Consider the following 6,162-nt stretch of genomic DNA (forward strand, 5'->3'; position numbering starts at 1 on the left):
AGACCCCCAGGCAGACCGCGCAGGGCCGCCGCGCCCGCCGGCTCGGCGCGCAAAACCTGTTCTATTGCGAGGGTGAGGTGCGCGGACGGCACCTCGTCGTGGTGGACGACGTCATGACCACGGGCAGCACGGCCAATGCCGCTGCTGCCGCCTTGGTGGCTGCGGGCGCGGCGAGTGTCTCGGTGCTGGTCGCAGCGCGCACACCCTGAGTTTGCCCGGGAGCAAATCGGCGACAATTCCAGATGTGCGGCGATCTTCCGACCGCAAGCCGTTTCGAGCCCCAGCACCATGTTCCACGTCATCCTCGTCTGTCCCGAAATTCCTCCCAATACCGGCAACGCCATCCGCCTGTGCGCCAACACGGGCGCACAGCTGCATCTGGTCCGCCCCTTGGGCTTCGAGCTCGACGACGCCCGCATGCGCCGCGCCGGCCTGGACTACCACGAATGGCAGCCGGTGCGCGTGCACGACACCTTGCAGGAAGCGCTGGCCGATACCGGCGCTGCGCCCTCCAGCATCTACGCGCTGACCACGCACGCCCAGCGCAGCGTGGCGGATATCGGCTTCAAGCCGGGTGACGTGTTCGTGTTTGGCCGCGAAACCGCGGGCTTGTCGGAAGAACATCAGGCGATGTTCCCGCCCCAGCAGCGCCTGCGGCTGCCGATGCGCGCCGGCCAGCGCAGCCTGAACCTGTCCAATGCCGTCGCGGTGACGGTGTTTGAGGCCTGGCGGCAGCAGGGGTACGAAGGGGGAGTGTGACGGGGCGCGCGCTGCATCCAACGCGCATGCCCATCACAGCTGGCTTGCGATCAATCCAGCGACAGATTCAGCTTCTGGATCACCTGATCCCAGCGCGCTTTTTCGTTCTTGATGCGGGCGGTCAGGGCTTCCGGCGTGGACGGCGCAGGCGTGAAGTATTGCAGCGCCAGCTGCTTGCGCACGGCATCGCTGTCGATGATGCGCGCCAGTTCGCTGTTGAGGCGTTCGACAATGGGCGTGGGCGTGCCGGCCGGGACCAGCACGGCGTTCCAGGAAATGGCTTCGAAGTCCGGATAGCCCTGCGATGCCATCGTCGGCACGCCCGGCAACGCCTCGCTGGGCTGCAGGCTGGTCACGGCCAGCAGCTTCACCTTGCCGTCGCGCGCTTGGGGAACGGCGATGGCCGGCACCATGAAACCGGCCTGGACGTCGCCGCCGATGATGGCCGAAATGACCTGCGGGAAGCCGGAATAGGGGATGTGCGCCAGGTCGACGCCCGCGCTTTCCTTGAACATTTCCATCGCCAGGTGAGCCGAGCTGCCCGGGCCCACCGAACCGTAGTTCAGCGAATTGCCGCGGCCCTTCACCAGCGCGACAAAATCCTTGACGTTATCGACCTTCAGGCTGCTGGGCACGACCAGCACGTTGGGGCTGGTGCCGACCAGCGACACCGGCTGCAGGTCACGCAGCGGATCGTAGCCCAGCGTCTTCTTGTACAGCGTGGGCGCGGTGACCAGCGGGCCGTTGATCGTGTAGAGCAGCGTGTAGCCGTCCGGCTTGGCTTGCGACACGATGCGGGTGCCGATGTTGCCGCCAGCGCCCGGCTTGTTGTCGATCACGATGGGCTGGCCCAGCGCCTGCGACAGCGGCTCCGAGATCGTGCGCGCCAGAATGTCGGGCGACGAGCCGGGCGGGAAGGGCACGACCATGTGGATCGGGCGATCGGGCCAGTCGGCGTGGGCGGCGGCCGGCAGGACGGCGGCCAGGCTCAGGCACAGGCCGCGTAGCAGCGGGCCGACCCGGAACTTGCGGGTTTGCGTCATGAAGGATGTCTCCTCGGGTTGTGCGTGGTGTTTGTTATCAGGCGGATCAGTTGGACTGTCGATCCGACGCCGCGTCCGGCTGGCCGCTGCCCGCCACGCTTTCATAGCGGGCGTCGCGCGCCAGCAGGGCGGACACGGCCGTCATGGGGGCCACGCCCTCGAACAGCACGGCGCAGACGGCCTCGGTGATCGGCAGTTCGACCCCGATGGCGCGGGCCCGGTCCAGCGCGGCGCGTGCGCAGCGCACGCCTTCGGCCGTGATGCCGCTGGCCAGGATGTCGGCCAGCTTGCGGCCGGCGCCGATTTCCAGACCTACGCGACGGTTGCGCGACAGCTCGCCGGTCGCGGTCAGCACCAAGTCGCCCAGGCCGGTCAGCCCGGCGAAGGTTTCGGCCTGGGCGCCCAGCGCCACGCCAAAGCGGGTCATCTCGGCCAGGCCGCGGGTGATCAGCGCGGCGCGGGCATTGGTGCCCAGCGCCAGGCCGTCGCCGATGCCGCAGGCGACGGCGATTACGTTTTTCAGCGCGCCGCCCACTTCCACGCCGACCAGGTCGGTGCTGGCATACACGCGCAGCGCCGCGCCATGGAAGGCGGCGGTGGTGGCATCGCGCAAGGCGGGGTTGTCGCTGGCCACGGTCAGCGCCACCGGCAGGCCCTGCGCGACTTCGCGCGCGAACGAGGGGCCCGACAATGCCCCGCCAGTCGCGCCAGGCAGGGCCTCGCGCATGATTTCGTGGGGCAGCCTGGCCGTGTCGGCTTCAAAGCCCTTGCACGTCCAGACGATGGGGGTGTCCTGCAATCCCAAGGCGGGCAGCCGGCGCGACAGCTCGCCGCAGATGGCGGTCAGGCCGGCCACAGGCACGCCCAGCACAATCAGCCGGCGCGCGCCGTCTTCTTGCAGGCTGCGCAGCGTGGCGTCGAGATCGGAGGAGATGTTCAGTGCCTGGGGCAGCGGGATGCCAGGCAGGTAGCGCGCGTTTTCGTGCGTGGCGGCCATGTCGGCCGCCTGCGCGGCATCGCGCGCCCAGAGTACGGTGGCGTGGCGGCGGCTGGCGGCCGCCGCCAGCGCGGTGCCCCAACTTCCCGCACCCAGGACGGCGACGCGCAAGCGTGGCACAACGGGATTGTTCATGAGGGGACGCCGCGGCCTGCTTTACTGGCGGGTCGCGCCGGGGGGCAGGATGATGCCCGAGTCGCTGCCGTTGCCGTTGGCGGCGCCTTGCTGCTGTTGCAGCTCGGCCAGGCGCTGTTCGTACAGGGCCTGGAAGTTCACTTCGGTCAGGTGCAGCGGCGGCATCGAGGTGCGGGTGATCGCATCGGCGATGTTGGCGCGCAGGTAGGGGTACAGCATGGTCGGGCAGACGATGCCCAGCAGCGGATCGAGCTGCTCTTCGGGGATGTTGGCGGCTTCGAAGATGCCGGCTTGCGTGCCTTCGACCAGGTACACGACCTTTTCATTGATGCGGGTGGTGACCGTGACGGTGACCGTGGTTTCGAACACGGTTTCGGCCAGACGCTGGCCGCCCACGGTGATGCTCACCTCGACCTGGGGCGCTTCCTGCTCCAGGAAAACGTGGGGCGCATTCGGCATTTCCAGCGAAAGGTCTTTCAGGTAGACGCGCTGCAGATTGAACGAGGGCGCGTCGTTGCCGCCTTCTTGCTGGGAGTTTTGGTCTTGATCAGCCATGAGTGTTTCCGTTGGTGGGAGGGGCAAAAAAGGGGATCAGCTGGCCAGCATGGGGGCGAGGCCACCCGAGCGGTCCAGGGCCATCAGGTCGTCGCAGCCGCCGACATGGGTATCGCCGATGAAGATCTGCGGGACGGTGCGCCGGCCGGTGCGTTCGATCATGACCTCGCGCTGGGACGGATCCCGGTCGATCTGGATGATTTCCAGGTCGGTCACGCCGCGTTGCTCGAGCAAGGCCTTGGCGCGGGCGCAATAGGGACAATAGTCCTTGCTGTACATGACGACTTTGTTCATAGGCGCTCCTGGGGGTACAAGAATAGGTAGATGGGGGCGCAGCCCCTGGCTTCAACCCTTCTGGGTGACCGGCAGGTTGGCGGCCGACCAGGCGCGCATGCCGCCATCCAGCGGCACGACGTCGGCGAAACCCTGGGTGCGCAGCTTGGCCGCGGCGCGGGCCGAATCGCGGCCATTGTCGCAAACCACGACCAGCGGCTTGTTCTTGGGCAGCGAGGCGGCCTTTTGTTCAAGGTCGGCGGCGGGCACGTTGCGCGCCTGGGCGATGTGGCCAGCCTGGAACTGCTCGGCGGAGCGCACGTCGACCCAGACGGCCTGGCGCTGGTTGACCATCTGGATGGCCTCGGCCGTGCTCACGGCGGAACCGCTGCGGCCTTTGCGCAGGGCGGGGATGGCCAGCATCACGCCGGAAATCACGGCAACGGCGACAATGAAGACGTTGTTTTTATCGATCAAGAATTGCAAAAGGTCCACGGGGCATCCTGAAGTGCGGCGACTAGCCTGGTATAGGCGAACCCTGAAGCGCCGCGCCACGGAAATGGGCGGGTGCGCCGGGGCAAAATCAAGGGCAAAATCGCTCAATTATAAAATGAGCGCATTCCTTCACCGCATTCCTTCACTTTAACCCGCGTTACAAGCGTCCCAAATCATGCACAAACTCGTTCTGATGCGCCACGGCGAAAGCCAGTGGAATCTGGAAAACCGCTTCACCGGCTGGACCGACGTCGACCTCACCGAGACCGGCCGCGAACAGGCCCGCAAGGCTGGCGAGCTGCTCAAGAAAGAGGGCTTTACCTTCGACCTGGCCTACTCCTCGCTGCTCAAGCGCGCCATCCGCACCCTGTGGATCGCCCTGGACGCCATGGACGCCATGTACACCCCGGTCGGCGTGACCTGGCGCCTGAATGAACGCCACTACGGCGCGCTGCAAGGCCTGAACAAGGCCGAAACCGCCGCCAAGTACGGCGACGAGCAGGTGCTGATCTGGCGCCGCGCCTACGCCATCGCCCCGGAACCGCTGGCGCTGGACGACGAACGCCATCCGCGTTTCGACAAGCGCTATGCCAAGGTGCCGGCCGACCAGTTGCCCGCCACCGAATGCCTGAAGGACACGGTGGAGCGCGTGCTGCCGTTCTGGAACGAATCCATCGCCCCGGCCATCCGCGCCGGCCGCAATGTCCTGATCGCCGCCCACGGCAACAGCCTGCGCGCCCTGATCAAGCACCTGGACAACGTCTCGGACGAGGACATCGTCAACCTGAACATTCCTACCGGCCAGCCGCTGGTCTACGAATTGGATGATGACCTGCGCCCGATCCGCCACTATTATCTGGGCGATGCCGCCGAGATCGAGGCGGCCATGGCTGCGGTGGCAGCCCAGGGCAAGGCTAAGAAGGACTGATATTTCTATGCGTCGCGCGGCAGGGTTGTTGTTGGCGGTCATGCTGACCGGTGGGGCGTTGTCGGCTCGCGCCGCGCCCAACGACCTTGCCGGCCGCCAGTCCGACGCGGAAAAGCAGCAGGCCGCCTTGCGCGACCGCATCGAGAACCTGCAGAAGGACATCGATGACCGCGAGGCTGCCCGCAAGGAAGCGGCCGACGGGCTCAAGCAGTCCGAGTCGGCCATTTCCAAGATCAACCTGCGCCTGCGGGAGCTGGCCGAGGCCAACCGCCAGGCGCAGACCGACCTGACCGGCCTGGAAAAGCAGATCGGCACGCAGCAGGTGGTGTTGGCCAAGCGCCGCACCGAACTGGCCGAGCAACTGCGCACCCAATACACCAGCGGCCTGTCGCCCTGGACGGCGCTGCTGTCCGGCGACGACCCGCAAGTGCTGGGGCGCAACCTGGGCTATCTGGATTACGTTTCACAGGCCCGCGCCAGCGCGGTGCAGGCCCTGCGCGAGGACATCGAGCGCCTGGCCGCCCTGCAGGGGCGCGCCGACGCCCGCCGCGCCGAAATCGAAAAAGTCGTGGCCGAGACCTCCGAGCAGAAGACCGCGCTGGTCGGTCAGCAGAAAGAGCGCGCCACGCTGCTGGCGCAACTGGAGGGGCAGATCGCCGCCCAGCGCGCCGAAGCCAACAAGCTGGGACGCGACGACCAGCGCCTGTCGCGGCTCATCACCGATCTGGACGCGGCCATCGCCAAGCAGATCGAGGACGCCCGCAAGGCCGAGGAAGCGCGCAAGCGGGCCGAGGAAGTGCGCCGCGCGGAAGAAGCCCGCCGTGTCGCCGAGGAAGCCAAAAAGCGCGCCGATGCCGAGCGCCGCGCCGCCGAGGATGCCCGCAAGCAGGCCGAGGCCGACCGCAAGCTTGCCGCCGACAAGGCCAAGCTGGCTGCCGACAGCGCCAAACGCGATCGAGATGCCCGCGACGCCCGCG

8 protein-coding genes and 1 pseudogene are annotated in these 6,162 nt (G+C 67.3%); 4 read left to right on the forward strand and 5 right to left on the reverse strand.

Annotation, left to right across the window (positions count from 1 at the left end):
- Both VIR09_RS11950 and VIR09_RS11955 read left to right on the forward strand, forming a co-directional pair.
- Positions 1-209: ComF family protein (locus VIR09_RS11950; protein WP_332013069.1), on the forward strand; the 209-nt coding region annotated here is incomplete at its 5' end.
- Positions 210-288: 79 nt separating this feature from the next.
- Complete coding sequence (locus VIR09_RS11955) at positions 289-759, forward strand: tRNA (cytidine(34)-2'-O)-methyltransferase (RefSeq protein ID WP_013396662.1); 471 nt, start codon at positions 289-291, stop codon at positions 757-759.
- 50 nt (positions 760-809) lie between these two features.
- Here VIR09_RS11955 and VIR09_RS11960 read toward each other — a convergent pair whose 3' ends face one another.
- Genes VIR09_RS11960 through VIR09_RS11980 form a run of 5 tightly spaced genes read right to left on the reverse strand, consistent with a single transcriptional unit; the run spans position 810 to position 4,257 of the window.
- Positions 810-1,802, reverse strand: coding sequence for a tripartite tricarboxylate transporter substrate binding protein (locus VIR09_RS11960; protein ID WP_332013070.1), 993 nt, complete (start codon positions 1,800-1,802; stop codon positions 810-812).
- A gap of 46 nt (positions 1,803-1,848) precedes the next feature.
- On the reverse strand, positions 1,849-2,934 hold the full coding sequence (locus VIR09_RS11965; RefSeq protein ID WP_332013071.1) for an NAD(P)H-dependent glycerol-3-phosphate dehydrogenase: 1,086 nt from the start codon (positions 2,932-2,934) through the stop codon (positions 1,849-1,851).
- A gap of 21 nt (positions 2,935-2,955) precedes the next feature.
- Positions 2,956-3,489: a protein-export chaperone SecB gene (gene secB, locus VIR09_RS11970; RefSeq protein WP_332013072.1), complete on the reverse strand. Its 534-nt coding sequence runs from the start codon at positions 3,487-3,489 to the stop codon at positions 2,956-2,958.
- Between the two features lie 36 nt (positions 3,490-3,525).
- A complete protein-coding gene (gene grxC, locus VIR09_RS11975) occupies positions 3,526-3,783 on the reverse strand; it encodes a glutaredoxin 3 (RefSeq protein ID WP_332013073.1) in 258 nt (85 codons plus the stop codon).
- Between the two features lie 51 nt (positions 3,784-3,834).
- Positions 3,835-4,257 (reverse strand): rhodanese-like domain-containing protein, encoded by a 423-nt coding sequence (locus VIR09_RS11980; protein WP_332013074.1) that lies wholly within the window; start codon positions 4,255-4,257, stop codon positions 3,835-3,837.
- A gap of 175 nt (positions 4,258-4,432) precedes the next feature.
- On the opposite strand from VIR09_RS11980, the gene gpmA reads away from it, so the two are divergent.
- Positions 4,433-5,185 carry a 2,3-diphosphoglycerate-dependent phosphoglycerate mutase gene (gene gpmA / locus VIR09_RS11985; protein ID WP_332013075.1) on the forward strand — a complete coding sequence of 251 codons (753 nt, stop codon included), beginning with the start codon at positions 4,433-4,435 and terminating at the stop codon, positions 5,183-5,185.
- A gap of 7 nt (positions 5,186-5,192) precedes the next feature.
- Positions 5,193-6,162: pseudogene (locus tag VIR09_RS11990) on the forward strand (peptidase); the annotation flags it as partial.

It is taken from the genome of Achromobacter sp., from assembly GCF_036567245.1.
Taxonomy (GTDB): domain Bacteria; phylum Pseudomonadota; class Gammaproteobacteria; order Burkholderiales; family Burkholderiaceae_B; genus Achromobacter.

What these genes read in the sequence shown, in the direction of transcription:
- VIR09_RS11955 (WP_013396662.1), top strand. Translation starts at nt 289, where the DNA reads ATGTTCCACGTCATCCTCGTCTGTCCCGAAATTCCTCCCAATACCGGC.
- VIR09_RS11960 (WP_332013070.1), bottom strand. Translation starts at nt 1,802, where the DNA reads ATGACGCAAACCCGCAAGTTCCGGGTCGGCCCGCTGCTACGCGGCCTG.
- VIR09_RS11965 (WP_332013071.1), bottom strand. Translation starts at nt 2,934, where the DNA reads ATGAACAATCCCGTTGTGCCACGCTTGCGCGTCGCCGTCCTGGGTGCG.
- secB (WP_332013072.1), bottom strand. Translation starts at nt 3,489, where the DNA reads ATGGCTGATCAAGACCAAAACTCCCAGCAAGAAGGCGGCAACGACGCG.
- grxC (WP_332013073.1), bottom strand. Translation starts at nt 3,783, where the DNA reads ATGAACAAAGTCGTCATGTACAGCAAGGACTATTGTCCCTATTGCGCC.
- gpmA (WP_332013075.1), top strand. Translation starts at nt 4,433, where the DNA reads ATGCACAAACTCGTTCTGATGCGCCACGGCGAAAGCCAGTGGAATCTG.